Source organism: Actinomyces sp. oral taxon 180 str. F0310 (assembly GCF_000185285.1).
Classification (GTDB): domain Bacteria; phylum Actinomycetota; class Actinomycetes; order Actinomycetales; family Actinomycetaceae; genus Pauljensenia.
Genome location: NZ_GL622194.1, coordinates 1,398,529 through 1,413,419, shown reverse-complemented (window position 1 = coordinate 1,413,419; position 14,891 = coordinate 1,398,529). Strand labels below are relative to the sequence as shown.

12 protein-coding genes are annotated in these 14,891 nt (G+C 70.8%); 4 read left to right on the top strand and 8 right to left on the bottom strand.

Features of this window, described 5'->3' with window-relative positions; all coding sequences use genetic code 11:
* Positions 1-9 precede the first annotated feature (9 nt).
* From HMPREF9006_RS05990 to HMPREF9006_RS05960, 7 genes are all read right to left on the bottom strand, one after another.
* On the bottom strand, positions 10-696 hold the full coding sequence (locus HMPREF9006_RS05990; RefSeq protein ID WP_034231263.1) for a phosphoribulokinase: 687 nt from the start codon (positions 694-696) through the stop codon (positions 10-12).
* Complete coding sequence (locus HMPREF9006_RS05985) at positions 693-1,226, bottom strand: phosphoribosyltransferase (protein ID WP_009212676.1); 534 nt, start codon at positions 1,224-1,226, stop codon at positions 693-695. Before HMPREF9006_RS05985 ends, HMPREF9006_RS05990 begins: the two co-directional genes overlap by 4 nt.
* Positions 1,227-1,324: 98 nt before the next feature.
* A complete protein-coding gene (locus HMPREF9006_RS05980) occupies positions 1,325-1,834 on the bottom strand; it encodes a SprT-like domain-containing protein (protein WP_009212675.1) in 510 nt (169 codons plus the stop codon).
* A complete protein-coding gene (locus HMPREF9006_RS05975) occupies positions 1,831-6,732 on the bottom strand; it encodes a DUF3418 domain-containing protein (RefSeq protein WP_083806972.1) in 4,902 nt (1,633 codons plus the stop codon). Before HMPREF9006_RS05975 ends, HMPREF9006_RS05980 begins: the two co-directional genes overlap by 4 nt.
* A gap of 47 nt (positions 6,733-6,779) precedes the next feature.
* A complete protein-coding gene (locus HMPREF9006_RS05970) occupies positions 6,780-7,757 on the bottom strand; it encodes an ADP-ribosylglycohydrolase family protein (RefSeq protein ID WP_034231260.1) in 978 nt (325 codons plus the stop codon).
* 75 nt (positions 7,758-7,832) lie between these two features.
* Positions 7,833-8,945, bottom strand: coding sequence for a VIT1/CCC1 transporter family protein (locus tag HMPREF9006_RS05965; RefSeq protein ID WP_156794397.1), 1,113 nt, complete (start codon positions 8,943-8,945; stop codon positions 7,833-7,835).
* A gap of 38 nt (positions 8,946-8,983) precedes the next feature.
* A complete protein-coding gene (locus tag HMPREF9006_RS05960; RefSeq protein WP_009212671.1) occupies positions 8,984-9,304 on the bottom strand; it encodes a hypothetical protein in 321 nt (106 codons plus the stop codon).
* A gap of 233 nt (positions 9,305-9,537) precedes the next feature.
* Here HMPREF9006_RS05960 and HMPREF9006_RS05955 point away from each other — a divergent pair, with 233 nt between their 5' ends.
* Complete coding sequence (locus tag HMPREF9006_RS05955) at positions 9,538-10,380, top strand: alpha/beta fold hydrolase (protein WP_034231254.1); 843 nt, start codon at positions 9,538-9,540, stop codon at positions 10,378-10,380.
* Between the two features lie 74 nt (positions 10,381-10,454).
* Here HMPREF9006_RS05955 and HMPREF9006_RS05950 read toward each other — a convergent pair whose 3' ends face one another.
* Positions 10,455-11,540: a PfkB family carbohydrate kinase gene (locus tag HMPREF9006_RS05950; RefSeq protein WP_009212669.1), complete on the bottom strand. Its 1,086-nt coding sequence runs from the start codon at positions 11,538-11,540 to the stop codon at positions 10,455-10,457.
* A gap of 118 nt (positions 11,541-11,658) precedes the next feature.
* Here HMPREF9006_RS05950 and HMPREF9006_RS05945 point away from each other — a divergent pair, with 118 nt between their 5' ends.
* From HMPREF9006_RS05945 to HMPREF9006_RS05935, 3 genes are all read left to right on the top strand, one after another.
* Positions 11,659-12,357: a trimeric intracellular cation channel family protein gene (locus HMPREF9006_RS05945; RefSeq protein WP_034232182.1), complete on the top strand. Its 699-nt coding sequence runs from the start codon at positions 11,659-11,661 to the stop codon at positions 12,355-12,357.
* A gap of 9 nt (positions 12,358-12,366) precedes the next feature.
* Entirely contained in the window at positions 12,367-13,869 is a 1,503-nt protein-coding gene (locus HMPREF9006_RS05940; RefSeq protein WP_009212667.1) for an amino acid permease, read from the top strand.
* A gap of 117 nt (positions 13,870-13,986) precedes the next feature.
* Positions 13,987-14,724, top strand: a complete 738-nt coding sequence (locus HMPREF9006_RS05935; protein ID WP_009212666.1) for an HNH endonuclease family protein — start codon at positions 13,987-13,989, stop codon at positions 14,722-14,724.
* Positions 14,725-14,891: the final 167 nt, after the last annotated feature.

The window sequence follows — 14,891 nt, the reverse complement described above, 5'->3', positions numbered from 1 at the left end:
CGGGGCACGTCACGCGGGGGCGAGGACCAGGTCCGCGCGTTCCTTCGTGCGGGCCACGAGCGACATGTTCGCCGCGTCCACCGTGCGTACCCAGTGCGCGGCATCGGAGCGTTCCCGGCCACAGCTGACGTGGCGCTCGATCAGGCGGGCGGCGAGCGTCTCGATGGGCGTGTCGATGTAGACGAGGAAGTCGATGAGCCCGCGCACGTCCGCCCACCCCGGTAGCTCCAAGCCGAGGTAGTTGCCCTCCGTGATGACGACGCCCCGGCGCTCGATGGGCAGCGAGGCGGCCACGGGCTCGTGTAGGTCGCGGCGATAGTCGGGGGCGAGCACGAGCGAGTCGGCGCGGCGCACGCGCCCCAGGAGGGCGACGTAGCCGCCGACGTCGAAGGTGTCGGGTGCGCCCTTGTGGTCCGCCAGGCCTCGGGCGGCCAGCAGGGCGTTCGACATGTGGAAGCCATCCATGGGGGCCAGGCCCGCGACGGGTACGCCGACTCGGGGCAGGATGCACCCAAGCTCCGCGGCGATCGTGGTCTTGCCTGTGCCGGGCGGGCCCGTCAGCCCCAGGACGCGCACCTGCTCACCCGAGTCCAGGCGGCGGGCCAGCTCCTCGGCGATGCGCGCGGCGATCTGGGAGGCCGGGGTGCTCCCGGCCCCCGACTCCCGCCCGCCCGGGTCGACCGCCCGCCCGTTCATGGCCGGATGACGGGCAGCGTCGACCAGGGGAAGTTGATCCAACTGGAGGTGTGTGCCCACACGTAGTCGGGATCGATGATGGACACGGGCTTCTTGTAGATCACCGCGCTGCGTGCCTCCACGCGCACGGCGGAAGAGCCGTCGAGGGAGAGGCCGTGCTCGTCGATGAGGTCCATGACCATCTTCAGCGTCTTGCCCGAGTCGGCGACATCGTCAACGACCAGAACCTTCTTGCCGTCCATCGCCGAGACGTCCATGAGCGGGGGCAGGAGGACGGGTTCCGACAGGGTCTCGCCGATGCCGGAGTAGAACTCCACGTTCATGGTGCCGATCGCCTTGACATCCAACGCGTAGGCGATGGCTCCGGCGGGGATGAGGCCACCGCGTGCGATGGCGACGATCAGGTCCGGGACCCACCCGGAGTCAACGATCTGCTGGGTGAGTTCCCGAGAAGCGTCGCCAAAGCCCTGCCAGGTGAGGACTTCGCGGTCGGCGGCGGTGCTGGCGTCGGGGCTGGCGGTGGTTCCCATGTCTTCCTTCTCTCGAGGGGTGATGTCCTTAAGGGTATCGCCCGCGAGTGGGTCCGTGCTCGCCGCGCGCCGGAGTCCGCGGCTGCTCGGCCTGCCCCTTACCGCCGCGCGCGAAGCGATGCGAGCTCGCGCTCGTAGGCGCCGCCGGGCGAGGCGGCAACCCCGTGCCTGCGCCAGGTGAGTATCCGAGATGCGTCAAAGCTGCGCGAGCAGACCCCGCAGGAGGATACTCGGCGAGGGGCGCGGTACAGGCGCCGCGTCGCGCCGCAGCGCGGGCAGGTTCCCACCCAGGGGGCGTCGGGGGCGGGCAGGGAGGAGGGCAGGCGCGCCGAGTCGGGAGCCCCGAGGGAGCGTGCCGCGCGCCGCCACGCGGCGTCGTGTCCGTGGGTGGGACCGACGAGGGCGTGGGCAATCTCGTGGAGAATGACCGCCCGAACCGTGTCCGCATCGTAGAGGTCGGTGAGCGGACCCGACAGGCTGATCGTGCGCGTTGCGTGCGTGCACACCCCGGCCCGTCGCCTGGCGTGATCGAAGCGGAAACGCCAGTCGAACAGGCCCGACGCGTCCATGAGGGAGCGCGCGAGGTCGCGCGCCTCCTGCCGCCTCATCGCGCGCCCGCCAGGACACCGAGAAGACGCTTCATGGAGACCTTGTTCGGGGTGCCCAGCGTCTGGGCGAACATCGACACCCGCAGCTCCTCGGCCATCCACCTCGCCTCGGTGAGCGCCCGGGCGGTCGCGGCGTCGTAGGGCCTGCGCTCCGCCTCCGCGCGGGCATTCTCGATCTCCTCCTCGGCCCCGAGGATGCGCTCCATGTCCTCCAGGTCACGGCCCAGCGCCCCCGGGGAGGAGGCGGCCCGCTCGATGCGGACCGCGCCGGCGCGCAGGTACCTGGCCAGGTGCGGCAGGGCGAAGGCCGGTGTGGCGGAGACGAAGCCCTCGAAAAGGAGGGAGCGCCCGTGGCGCGCCACGTCGCTCACGGTCCTGGCCAGCGACGCCTGCGGGTGGGAGCGCACGGCGGCGTCCGCCTCGGCGCTGGCCTCCAGGGCGCGCACGACGTGGGAGAGGATCTGGTAGACGCGGTCCTCGTGCGTCTCGCGCGCGGCCGCCACGAGGGCCTCGAAGGCCTCGGGGTCGCGCACGTCGGAGGGCGCGCTCAGCTCGTCCACGAGAGAGCGGGCCGAGGCCAGCTGCGCGTCGGCGACGAGGGCGGACGTGTCCGGGTAGGGGGAGGCCGCCAGCATGAGGGCCTCGCGGCCCGTCCAGCGAGTGGTCACGCGGGTGGTCGCCAGGGCGATGCGGGAGAGCAGCAGGTGAGCGAGGCCGACGCGGTGCTCGCGGGCGGCCTCGGCGGCGCTGGCCATGACGCGCACGCCGACACCCGGCGAGGCCGCGCTTCCCTGCGGCACCAGGGCGGGGAAGGCCCGCAGGGTCATCGTGCCCGAGGCCTGCGTGATCGAGCGCGGCAGCGTCGGCATCTCGGTGATGCCGTCGGCGTGGAAGGCCGGATCCGGCGCGGGGGCCGAGGCCCGGGCATCCCCGGATGGGCGCGCCCGCGTCCCAGCCGAGTCCTTCGCGCCGCCCGGGGTGGGGGATGTTTCCCCACCGCGCGCGGCGTCCGCCTCGCCGCGTCGGCGCTTGTTTCTGCCGCGTGCCTGCTTCTCGCCGGCCTCCTCGAGGGCCGCGCGCACGGCCGTGCGCACCGCCTTGTTGGCGGCGCCCGCGAGGGATCGCTGCAGGTAGGCAAGGTCCTTGCCGGCCCCCAGCTCCTTCCCGGAGGCGTCGGTGACGACGAAGGTCATGCGCAGGTGGTCGGGCAGGTGGGCGCGCGCGTGTGCCAGGTCCGCCTCGCCGAGGTCCACGCCGCGCAGGACGCGCACCGCGTGGGCGAGGGCATCCAGGATGGGCCCCTCGGTGAGGGGGCGGGGCGTGGGCGCCGCGGGGGCGGCCGTCTGCGCACCCTGCCGGGCGGGCACCCGCTCCCCCGAGTCCTTGCGCGCGGCCTTCCCGGGTGACTTCGCAGGGGAGTTGCGGGTCGAGAGGCGGCCCGACGTCGCGCCCCACGCGGCCAGGCGCCCCATCGCCGCATCCAGGCTCAAGGGGTCGGGTTCGTCGCTCGCCGTATCCTTCTCGCCTCGCGCGGACGTGTCCGCCGAGGCGGGCGCTGCCTCGACCGGCTCGTCGCCCGCCTCCTCGATCCACCGCGCCACCGACGCTGCCACGTCCGGCGCGGGTGCCAGCAGGCGACGCACGCCCTTGGGCAGGGCGCGGATCGCCTCGGTCAGCAGCTCCTCGCGCATGCCCGGCACCAGCCAATCCGTGCCCTTATCGCTCACGCGCTCAAGCACCTCGATCGGGATGCGCATCGACACGCCGTCGCGCGGGCTGCCCGGCGCAAACTCGTAGCTCAAGGCCAGGGACAGCTCGCCGCACTGCCAGCGATCCGGGAACCCCTCGCCGGAGGTCGCCTCGCGCGCCATCAGCAGGGAGGGCGGGTAGATCAGCAGATCCGGGCGCTCCCGGCGCTCGTCCTTCCACCAGCGGTTGAACGCCGCCGCGCTCGTGACGTGCTCGGGGATCAGGTCGTCGAAGAAACGGAAGCGCGCCTGCTCGTCCGCCACGAGGCCGTGGGTGCGGCTGCGGCGCTCAACCTCGCGCGCCTGCTCCACCAGGGCCTCGTTTCGGCGCTGAAAACCGTGACGCTCCCTCCACTGGCCATCCACCAGGGCGTTGCGGATGAACATCTCGCGGGCCAGCTCCCGCGCGGTTCGCCCCTCGCGCACCGCCGCCAGCTCCTCGAAGTGACGCGGCTCAAACGAACCCGACGAGAGGGCATCCTTCGACGCCGACACCAAGCCCGCCGCCAACGCCTCCAGCGACCCCGCTCGCGGAGCGTGAGAGCGGGAGGCGGCCACCGCCTCGTCGATGATCGTCTCACCTAGGCGCCCCAGCAGAACCTCGCGGTCCGCCGCGAGCGTGAGCCCGTAGAGGGTCACCCGCTCGCGGACCATCGCCGCTCCCTTCGCGACCGACCAGAACGGTTCCGAATACGAGCGCTTGACAAGCCCGCGCGCCGCCGGCTCCACCCACTCCGGGCGGATGCGGGCCACGGTGCGGGCGAAGAGGCGAGAGGTCTCCACCAGCTCCGCTGTCATCACCCAGTGAGGGTGACCCGCCACGCCCGAACCCGGCCATATCGTGAAGTGGGTGCCGCGCGCGCCCTCGTAGTCGCGCTTCGTCTCGTCCCACGACCCCAGGTAGGACAGCAGACCCACCAGGAGGGAGCGGTGCACCTGGTCCGCGTCCACGGATGCCGGGCCCTGCCCGTACGCCAGGACCGCGCGCACGGCCGCGTCCTGGGTGCCGCCGAAGCGGGCCGCCTCCACAACGTCCGCCGCCGAAGGCTCTCCCACCGGACCCGCACTCATCCCCAGGGCCCTGGCCATCTGCCGCAGCTGACCCGCCACGTCCCGCCACTCCCGCCACCGCAGGTAGTGGAAGAACTCCGCCCGACACAGGCGACGGAATGCCGACCCCGACAGGTCGCGCGCCTGCACCGCCAGGTAGCGCCACAGGTTCAGGTAGGTGATGAAGTCCGAGTGTGGATCCGCCAGGCGCGCGTGCGAGGCGTCCGCCGCACCCTGGTGATCCACCGGGCGCTCGCGCACATCCTGGATCGACAGGGCCGCGACGATGACCAGCACCTCCGACGCGCACCCCAGACGCTGGGCCTCCAGCAGCATGCGCCCCAGACGAGGGTCGATCGGCAGACGCGCCAAGTCCCTCCCCACCGAGGTCAACCGGTAGTGCGACGTGGAGCGGTCCGCGAGTGCGTCCCTCCGCCCCTCGGGCGCCCCGCGGCCACGAGGGTTGCCACGCTCCTGCGCCGAGAGCGCCCCGATCTCCACGAGCAGGGCGATGCCGTCGCGCACCGACCGCGGATCGGGCGCGTCCAGGAAAGGGAAGTCCTCCACGGCTCCCAGCCCCAGGGACGCCATCTGCAAGATGACGCTGGCCAGGGAGGTGCGCAGGATCTCCGGCTCGGTGAAGCGCGGGCGGGACAGGTAGTCCGCCTGCGAATACAGGCGGATGGCCACGCCCTCGGCGACGCGCCCGCAGCGGCCCGCGCGCTGGTTCGCGCTCGCCCGGCTGACCGGCTCGATGGGGAGGCGCTGGACCTTCGTCTTGTTCGAATACCTCGAGATGCGCGCCAACCCCGGGTCGATCACGTAGCGGATGCCCGGGACCGTCAGCGACGTTTCCGCAACGTTCGTGGCCAGCACGACCCGCCGCAGCCGGTGAGGCTCGAACACGCGGTGCTGCTCGGCGGCCGTCAGCCGCGCGTACAGCGGCAGGATCTCGATGTCCCCTGGGCGGGCGCCCTTATCGTCGCCCGCGCGCCGGCCCCGCCCCTTCAGGTGGTCGGCGAGCGCGGCCTCCGTCTCGCGGATGTCGCGCTCGCCGGGCAGGAAGACCAGGATGTCCCCGTCGCCCTCCGCGCTCAGCTCATCCACCGCGTGACAGATCGCGGTCTCCACGTCGATGTCCTCGCCCATGCCGTAGCCCAGGGTCGCCAGCTCGTCGTCCGCGTCCTCCAGAACCAGCTGGAGGGGGTCTGCCTCGGCCCCGGCGCGGGCGCCCGGATCTGCCTGCGGGGCCCCGTCCGCCGCGGGCGGGCAGGCCTCGGACGTGAAGGAGGAGGGCGCCTGGGGGCCCAGCGGCCGGTAGCGCACCTCCACCGGATAGGTGCGGCCCGAGACCTCGATGACCGGCGCCGGTTCGACCGGGCGGCCCCGGCCGACCTCCCCCTCCCACGTGCCGAAATGTCGGGCGAAACGATCCGAATCGATCGTGGCGGAGGTGATGATGACCTTGAGGTCCGGGCGCGCGGGCAGCAGGCGAGCCACGTACCCCAGGATGAAGTCGATATTGAGGCTACGCTCGTGGGCCTCGTCGATGATGAGAGTGTCGTATCGGCGCAGCATCGGATCCGACTGAATCTCCGCCAGGAGGATGCCGTCCGTCATGAGCTTCACGAGGGTCGTGGGACCCACCTCGTCCGTGAAACGCACCTGATAGCCCACGACCTGCCCCGGGTCGCGGCCCACCGACTGGCCGAGCTCGTGCGCGATGCGGTCCGCCACGGAGCGCGCAGCCAAACGACGCGGCTGCGTGTGCCCGATCATCCCGGCGACCCCGCGCCCCAGCTGCATGCAGATCTTGGGCAGTTGCGTCGTCTTACCCGACCCGGTCTCACCCGACACGATGATCACCTGGTGGTCGCGGATGGCGCTCGCGATCTCGTCGCGGCGAGCGCTCACCGGAAGGTCCGGGAAGGAAATCAGGGGAATCGCCGCGGCCCGCTGCGCCAGCTGCTCCGGAGAAAAGGGAGTGAATGGGCGAGCGGCGGTCCTCGCGGGGCGCCTGCGGCGTGCCCCGGCGCTGTCTGCGGCGCGACGTGCGCCCGGCGTGCGAGAAGGCGGCGTTCGGGGACGAGAGTCAGGCATGATGCGGCCAGTGTAGTCGCTCGGAACCGGGTGGGGCCGACCGGCACTCATGTCGGCGAGGAGAATGGCCCGGCGGGAAGGTCCTCATCGAAGCGTGTGCGCGGCTCGCCGAGGTCCAGCCCGATCAGGTCCCGCGCCAGCGCGTCGATCTGATCGCCGTCGTGGATCAGATCACGCCACGATGGTCGAATCGCCTCAACCCCGAAGAAAGCCCCACCCAGCTGCCCGTAGATCGCGGCGTTCGTGTCCGCGTCCCCGCCCAGGTTCGCCAGAGCCAGGACGGCCTCGTCGAAGGAGGAGAAATCGAGGAGGCCGTGGACCGCCAGGCGCAGCCCGTCGATGACGTACCCGCTGGTCGAGGCCTCCCACGAGGCGCGGGTTGCCGGGTCTGCGCTGATGACTCGAGCGGCGACGTCGTCGAAGGCGGATCCGGTCGACGCCCACGCGACATCAACGATTCGGTCGGCTTCCCACCCCAGGAGAGCACCCACGAGCAGGGCGGCGAACACCTCGGTGGCGGCCTCGGCCTCAACCGAGTAGTGGGTCTCCCGCGCGCTCAGGCCAGCGGTGGCCACGATCTCACGCGAATCGCGCGAGGGGAAGCCCGCGATCACCACGGGAGCCAGACGCATGATCGAGCCATTCCCGGCGCTGGCGGAGCGCGGGGCTCCCCTGGGCACGCGGCCCTCGCGGTCAAAGGCGTCGAGCGCGTGGCTCACCTGGTTCCCGATGTCGAAGCACCGCCCCGTCGACGAGCGGTAGCCCTCGCGGCGCCACCGCTCGTAGCGCTCCATCACGTCGATGGAGTCGTAGCGCCCCTGTGCCAGCAGCGAATCCGCCAGGCACAGCGCCATCGACGTGTCGTCGGTCCACTGGCCGGGTTCGAGGCCGAAGACGCCTCCCCCAACCATGTCCGTGATCGGGCAGAGGGTATCGGCCGACTGAAACTCGTTCGTGGTGCCCAGCGCGTCGCCGACCGCCAGGCCGACCATCGCGCCGCGCGCGCGAGACAGAAGAGAGATCATGCCCACAGTGTGACACGCCCGCGCCTCGAATGGGCGCAGGCGCCGCGCGCGCGGCGAGGTCGGTGCTTCAGGCGGCTAGGCGAGCGTCGTGCCGAAGAGGAACCCGAGCAGGTAGGTGACCCCCGCCGCGCCGTAGCCGACCAGAAGCTGACGCAGGGCGCGCGGCGCCGGCGACTGCCCGGAGAGCACGCCGACAACGCCGCCCGTGAACAGCAGGGCCAGGCCGACGATCACGGCCGCGGCGATGATCGCCGCGGCACCCGTGGCGCCCACCAGGTAGGGGATGAGGGGAAAGAACGCTCCGACGGCGAAGAACGCGAAGGACGAGAGCGCCGCCCGCATCGGCGTGCCAACCTGCTCGCCCGCGCCCTCGGATTCGGCGGCTGACCCCAGTGCGGCGCGCACCGCGATCGCCCCGGACTCGCCCGTGGCGGGCTTGGCCAGCTTGGCGAAGACCTGCGCGGCATGGGCCTCGGCCTCGGCTTCGGTCTCGCCGCGCGCGCGGAAGACGAGGGCGAGCTCGTTGGCGTTGACATCCAGGTCGGGCACCGCCTGGTGGGCGTCGGGGTCGGGAATCGAGGCGTCCAGCAGCTCCCGCTGGCTGCGCACGCTGACCCACTCTCCGGCGGCCATCGACAGCGCCCCCGCCAGCAGGCCGGACACGCCGGTGAGTAGAACGGCGTGAGCCTCCATGCCGGAAGCCGCCACGCCGAGCACGAGGGCGAGGTTGGACACGAGCCCGTCGTTGGCGCCGAAGACTGCGGCGCGGAAGGTGCCCGCCAGGGTCTCGCGCGACTTGGCGGCCAGGGAGCGGATCACCTCGGCGTGGATGTGCTCGTCGGCCTGCATGTGAGCGGGCACGTCGTCATCAACGTCGCGGGAGGAACGCTGCTCCGCCCGCTGGGCCATCGCCAGGATGAAGATCGTGCCGAAAAGATGGGCTAGGACGGCGGCTGCCCGCGTGCGCGGGGGAGGCTTGGGCGCGGGCAGGGCGTGCTCGCCCAGGCGCGCGAGCCAGTACTCCTCGTGGCGGCGTTCGGCATCCTCGAGCTGGCGGAGCACGGCCCGCTCCTCGCCCGTACGGCGCTCGGAAAGGTCGCGGTAGGTGCGCGCCTCCATGCGTTCCTCGGCCAGGTGCTTACGCCAGCGCTTGATCTGCGCGCGCGTCGGCTCATGCTCGGCGGACATTCCCTCACCCGGCGACGAGGCCCGGGGGTTCATCGCGCTCAACGGTGCGCGCGGTCAGAACCGAGCTGCGCGGGCTCTTCGCTCGCGGTCGCGTCGACGACGGGCGATGCGGGCGTGGCCGGGGCGCCGAAGAGGCGCTCCTTGACGGCGTCGGCGACCTTGTCGGTGACCTGTTCCCCGCCCGCGCGCACGATGTCGGACATCTTCTGTCCCGCGGCGTCAAGGGGACGGGCGACGACGGGGAAGCGGCGGAGCTTTGCGACGCCGACGCGGATCTGCTCGTAGCGCTCGCGCCCGGCTCGGGTCCCCAGGACGTATCCGATGCAGATGCCGACGAGGATCCCGGTCTTGGTTCCCATTGAATGTCCTTCTTTCGCTGCGTGTGGCGGACTCGGCGCGGCCGGGCGCGCGGTGGCGGCGCCGGGGCCGGACTCGTCGGCCCGTACGTGTCCTCATCTTAGTGGGGGCGGTGGCCGGATCGCACGCGCCCGATGTTCCGGCGGGGCGTGTCCGGAGCGGGCGGGCTTGTCACATGTGTGCACAGTGTGAGCTTTCGCTTCACAGGAGGCAGCGAGAGCGCTATGTTGGATGCGTGAGCCGGGTAACGATTCAAACTCCTCGGGGGGTGTCCCTGTCCGGGACCTTCACGCGCCCCGTGGACTGCCGCGACGCCGCGGTGATCTTTTCTCACACGTTTCTGTCGGATCGGCACGCGTCGGGCATGTTTGACATGCTGGGGCGCGCGCTGCGCCGCGCGGGGTACGCCACTCTCTCCTGTGATTTCTCGGGCCACGGCGAATCCGGGGACGAGATCATCGCGTTTGAGCCGCTGATCGAGGACTTCCGTTCGGCCTCGGGGTGGCTGGCCGACCAGGGGTTTGAGCGCCAGGTGTGCGTGGGCCACGAGTTTGGTGCCACCGTCGCCTTGCGTGCGTGCCCTCCAGCAGTCCAGACCTTCATCCTGGTCTCGCCGGTCCTGGGGCCCCTGTCCTACGACTGGAGCGTCGTGTTCTCCGAGGTGCAGCTGTCGGATCTGGAGCTTCACGGAACCACGAACGTCCCCGACGACTCACAGTCCGTGCGCCGCCAGTTCACCATCTCGAAGCGCACGCTGGCCGACATGTCGATGGTCTCGGCCGAGGAGGTGCTCAGTGGCCTCGACGTTCCCGTCCTCATCACGCACGACTCCTTTGATTCGGAGACCGGCCTGCTGGATCGCACGCGCGACGCGTTCCACATGCTGCCCGACGGGTCGGTCGTCGAGATGATCGCCGTGCCGGACTCCGTCGTTGATGGGTACACGCCGCCCGAAGGGGTGCCCGTCGCGGGCGAGGTCGTGGAACGGGCGCTGCATGCCTCCGACTCCGCGAACTTGCCCGACCTGCGTGACGTTGCCTCCCGGTGGGCGAGCCGCTGGGTGCCTGTCGGCAGGTAGGTCTCGCCGCGCCGGGTCCCGAGCCGCATCGTGATCGCGCGGGGCCGACTGGCCTGACGCGGGGCCCGTCGCCGCTACCAGCCGCGCACCAGCTCCTCCAGCTCCGGGGAAGCACGCCACCGCCTCGTCCCGAAGGAGGACACCGACACCCCGGCGACCGCCGAGGCGAAACGGATGATGGCCTCCGGGTCGGCGTCACCGGCGCGCTCGATGGCCCACGCGAAGGCCCCGTGGAACGCGTCGCCCGCGCCCAGCGTCGAGGAATCTTCGACGCGTCGGACCGGAACCTCCCCGCGCGCCCCGTCCCACCAGTACTGCACCGAACGCTCCCCGCGGGTGCGCACCGTCCGCGTGATGCCGAACCCGCGCAGGAAATCGGCGACCTGTTCCCCGTTCGGGCGCGCCATCACGGGCGGGCAGAAGTCTTCGGATACGACGGCAATGTCGACCAGGCCAAGGAGCGAGGTGAGCCAGTCCTTCCAGGAGCCGCCGTCGAGGATGCGCGGGTGGGGCACTTCCGCCTCAAGGAGCGCAAAGGGGGCGTCCTCTTCCACCCGCTCCATGCCGAGGGTCAGGGCCTCGTGCGCCAGGGAGGGATTGTGCCCGTCGACGAGGACCACCCCGACGCGTGTGGGAAGGAGCGGAGCGATGCGTGCGGCCTCCACGTCGAGCCGCGCGTTCGTGGAGGCCACCATCCGCCCCTCGGGATGCTCGATGATCGACGACACGGCGGGGACTCGCGCCGACGACGAGGCCGCAGCGGTGCCCTCGTCGTTCCCGTCCGAGGACGGCTGCGCGCGTGCGGTGGCATCCGCGACGCGCACCCCGGCGCAGGCAAGATCGGCGGCGAGAAAGGCAGCCACGGGTCCCTCCCCGAGCGCCGTGAGGAGAAGCGGCGCGTCGCCCGATTCCGCGCCTCGTTCGACACTCGGTTCGCTGGCGCGCGAGCCGGGCGCGACGCTTGAGGAGGGGCGCTCGGCAGAGGCGGCGGCGCGGCGGGATGCCGCACACAGCGCGGCGTAGGTGACCGCCGCGTTGGTCGCCGGCCCGCCCGCAGCCATCGTGAATCCGGTGGACGTCACCTTGACGGTCGGGTCGGGAGCGTGGTCGAGTCGATGCAGGACGTCCAGGGTCGTGAGTCCGGCGAAGAGAGCGGTCATGGGCCCATTGTCGCACCCGCACGCACTCCCTGAGGGCGGGCAAGAGATTGGCGTCTCATACCAGGATCAACGCTGTACCATGGTGAAGAACGACACCCATCGACCTCTTCGGACCGCCATGCACCCGCTAGACGCCTTGAACGATTCTCTGCCCGAGATATTTCGAGCTATTGACCTGATGGGCGTCCTCCTCAACGGCATCCTCGGGGGCAAGGTCGCGCGCGAACGCAACTTTGACGCCGTCGGCTTCTGCATCCTCGCGATCATGACGGCGCTCGCCGGTGGCATGATTCGCGACCTCCTCCTCGCCACGCGCTCCGGCGCCCCCGTGGCCATCACCGACCCGTACTACCTGGGATTTGCGATCGTCGGCGCCCTCGTTGCGATGGCCTTCCGCATGGATTCGCGCGCCTGGTCGGTGCTCCTGGTCATCGCTGACGGCATGGTGCTCGGCTGCTGGAGCGCGACCGGCGCGATCAAGACCCTCGACGCGGGCTTCGCGGTCATGCCCGCGATCCTCCTGGGCATGATGACCGCCATCGGCGGGGGCATGGTGCGTGACATCTCCGCCGGGCTGGTCCCCCGCGTCTTCGGGGGCAATAACCTGTACGCCACCCCGGCCTTCGCGTGCTCGGTCGTGACCGTCGGATTCTGGTTCCTCGGCCAGCCGGTGCTCGGCATGGGCGCCTCCATCATCGTGGGACTCGTGTTCACCGCCATGGCGCACTGGCGACGCTGGAGGCTCCCGCAGACCCGCGAGTGGACGATCACTCTCACGTACTCACAGCTCAAGGCCCTGCGTCGGGGCAGACGATAAAATGGCCGCGTGAATCCTGAGTCAACACCAGCCTCGTCGGTCGGCGTCGCACCCGTTGCGGTCGGCGAACGCAAGCCCTTCAAAACGTGGCATCTGTCCATGATGGCCCTCGGCCTCGCGATCGGGGCCGGTTTCTTCCTGGGGACGGGATCGGCGATCCACCAGGCGGGACCCGCGGTCATCGTGTCCTACCTCCTGGCTGCCGCCATCGTCGTGTCCGTGATGCTGGCCCTGGCCGAGCTCGCGTCCTCGCTGCCGACGACCGGTTCTTTCTCCTCCTACGCCGAGGCCGGGATCGGCCGGTGGGCGGGATTCACGATCGGGTGGCTGTACTGGGTCATGCTCATCATGGTGACCGGCATCGAGGTCACGGGCGCCGCGACGATCTTCGTCGACTGGTTTCCCGCCGTGCCCCAGTGGGTCGTTGCCCTGGTGATCGTCGTCGTCATCGGCGGCATTAACCTGCTGTCGGCCGGGCAATACGGTGAGATTGAGGCATGGCTGTCGATGGTGAAGATCGCGGCGATCGTCGCCTTCCTGTGCGTGGGGGTGTGGCTTGTCGCCCGAAGCGCCGTCGTCGGCCCGTCGCCCGGTCACGCGGGCATCTGGCACAATATCGTCGGCAACGGTGGTTTTGCTCCCAACGGCATCCCCGGCATCGCGGTCGGCTTGCTCGCGGTCATCACCTCTTTCGGTGGCCTCGAGATCGTGACGATCGCGGCGGCCGAGGCCGAGGACCCCAGGGAGGCGATGACCAGCGCGATTCGTTCGGTCATCACCCGCATCCTCGTGTTCTACGTCGGCTCGGTGGTCCTGTTGATCGCCCTGCTTCCCTGGGACAGCGACGAGATGAAGACAAACGCCTTCGCGGCCGTCCTGTCGATGGCGGGCGTGCCGGCCGTGGGAACCATCATGAACGTCATCATCTTCATGGCCCTCATCTCGGCGTTCTCCGCGAACATCTACGCCTCCTCCCGCATGGCCTACTCCCTGTCCGCGCGCGACATGGGGTGGCGCTGGCTCCTGGGGGCCGAGGCCTCGCAGTCCGGCCGCCTGGGTCCCTCCGCCCAGGCCGTCCTGCGGGGAGACGAAGAGGGCCTGGGCGCGGAGATGGTCGGCGACATGGAGGCTGGACGCACGCCGACACGCGCGGTCGGGCTGGTGGTGGTCCTCGCGCTGCTCGCGGTCCTGGGCAACTGGTTCCTTCCCGGGGCGATCCTCACGATTCTCATCAACGCGATCGGCATGGTGCTGCTCATCGTGTGGACGTTCATCATCATTTCGCTCATGCGCCTGCACCCGTCGCTGGAGCGGTCCGGGAACCTGGCGATCCGCATGCCCGGCTGGCCGTGGTTGCCGTGGGTCGTCCTCTCGGGGCTCGGAGGCATCGGGGTCCTCATGCTCATGAGCGACGAGGGGCGCGCTCAGCTGGTGTCGATGGGTGCGCTGACGCTCATCATCGTGTGCGCGTACTTCGTCCGTCAGCTCGTGCGTGCGCGCTCGCGCTCCTAGCCTCTGTCCACAGGCTACCCGTCGGCGGACGCCAGATGCGGGCGCCCCGGCGCATCATGGGAGAGGCCGGGAACGAGGCGCAGCGCCGCGGCCCGACGTGAGGGAGGAGGAAGCCGCGTGAGTCGTCGACGTCGCTGGAGCGTGGGAGACGCGATGGGTGTGGTCATCATCGTTGCCGCCCTGGTGTGGGCGTTCGCGCCCGGTGTGGGATGGGATCTGCTGGGCCTGCGTTCGCGCCTGGGGTGGCCGCCGCAGCGCAGCGGCGAGGCCCTGTCCTCGCTCCCCGACGGCGAGGCGGCCCGTCAGCTGCGCGCTCTGACGGTGCGCGACCACGACGTGGAGAGCGAGACCCCCGACTACGATCGCGGCGAGTTCGGCCAGCGGTGGGCCGACACGGACCACAACGGGTGCGACACGCGCAACGACATTCTTGCCCGCGATCTCGCGCGCCCCACGTTCAAGGACGGCACCCGAGGATGCGTGGTTCTCAGCGGCACGCTGGCCGAACCCTACACCGGCAAGACGATCGAGTTCCGCAGGGGGGAGAAGACCTCGTCCCTGGTCCAGATCGACCACGTGGTCGCCCTGGCGGACGCGTGGCGCTCGGGTGCGTGGCAGTGGGAGGCGGGGCGACGCCAGGAGTTCGCGAACGACCCGGACAATCTCCTGGCCGTCGACGGGGACGCCAACGAGGATAAGTCGGCCTCCGCGGCCGACCGGTGGCTGCCGCCCAACGCCGCTTTCCGGTGCGACTACGTCAAGCGCCAGATCTCGGTCAAGAGCAGATACGGGCTGAGTGTGACCCGCTCCGAGCAAGACGCGATGGCGCAGCAACTGTCAATCTGTCCAGGCTGAGCCCGCCCGGTTTCTTCGCGTGCACCTGCGGCACCGGATGTGGAAAAGTGACCAACCGTAACCGGGTGATTTTCGGGCACACTCTCGCAGTGTGTCCATCGGCTGTGGGACTCCCCGCATGGGCGTGACTCGACCTGGAATTGGCGGTATTGTTCCCCTCAGCGAGG

Coding starts and splice junctions, on each gene's coding strand:
- HMPREF9006_RS05990 (WP_034231263.1), bottom strand. CDS start 696: ATGAACGGGCGGGCGGTCGACCCGGGCGGGCGGGAGTCGGGGGCCGGG.
- HMPREF9006_RS05985 (WP_009212676.1), bottom strand. CDS start 1,226: ATGGGAACCACCGCCAGCCCCGACGCCAGCACCGCCGCCGACCGCGAA.
- HMPREF9006_RS05980 (WP_009212675.1), bottom strand. CDS start 1,834: ATGAGGCGGCAGGAGGCGCGCGACCTCGCGCGCTCCCTCATGGACGCG.
- HMPREF9006_RS05975 (WP_083806972.1), bottom strand. CDS start 6,732: ATGCCTGACTCTCGTCCCCGAACGCCGCCTTCTCGCACGCCGGGCGCA.
- HMPREF9006_RS05970 (WP_034231260.1), bottom strand. CDS start 7,757: ATGATCTCTCTTCTGTCTCGCGCGCGCGGCGCGATGGTCGGCCTGGCG.
- HMPREF9006_RS05965 (WP_156794397.1), bottom strand. CDS start 8,945: ATGTCCGCCGAGCATGAGCCGACGCGCGCGCAGATCAAGCGCTGGCGT.
- HMPREF9006_RS05960 (WP_009212671.1), bottom strand. CDS start 9,304: ATGGGAACCAAGACCGGGATCCTCGTCGGCATCTGCATCGGATACGTC.
- HMPREF9006_RS05950 (WP_009212669.1), bottom strand. CDS start 11,540: ATGACCGCTCTCTTCGCCGGACTCACGACCCTGGACGTCCTGCATCGA.
- HMPREF9006_RS05945 (WP_034232182.1), top strand. CDS start 11,659: ATGCACCCGCTAGACGCCTTGAACGATTCTCTGCCCGAGATATTTCGA.